Source organism: Paraburkholderia sp. SIMBA_053 (assembly GCF_046534895.1).
Taxonomy (GTDB): domain Bacteria; phylum Pseudomonadota; class Gammaproteobacteria; order Burkholderiales; family Burkholderiaceae; genus Paraburkholderia; species Paraburkholderia caledonica.
This window is the reverse complement of sequence record NZ_JAWRXU010000517.1, coordinates 1-279: the sequence shown is the minus strand read 5'-3', so window position 1 is coordinate 279 and position 279 is coordinate 1. Positions and strand designations below refer to the sequence as shown.

Annotated in this window: 1 protein-coding gene; it reads right to left on the bottom strand. The window is 62.7% G+C overall.

Features of this window, described 5'->3' with window-relative positions:
- The coding region (locus tag SB753_RS36670) for a prepilin peptidase (protein WP_410805029.1) at positions 1-279 on the bottom strand (279 nt) is incomplete at both ends.

Sequence of the window (279 nt, the reverse complement as noted above, 5' to 3'; positions counted from 1 at the left end):
CCACCGCCCACAGCCCGAGCAGCGCCTGAACGCCGCACCACGCGCCAAGCACCGCGAACACCTTGACGTCTGCGGCGCCCATCATGCCGAGCGCGAAAAACGGCAACAGGGCGACGAGGCCGACGGCGGCGCCGGCCGCGGCCTGAGCGGCGGAAATACCGAACGGAGAAATGTTAAACAGAGCGCACAAAACCGCCGTTATTAAACCGACAACGACAAGCACATTGGAAATATGCCGGCTGCGGTAATCGCAAATGGCGACGCATGCACACCAGAGCA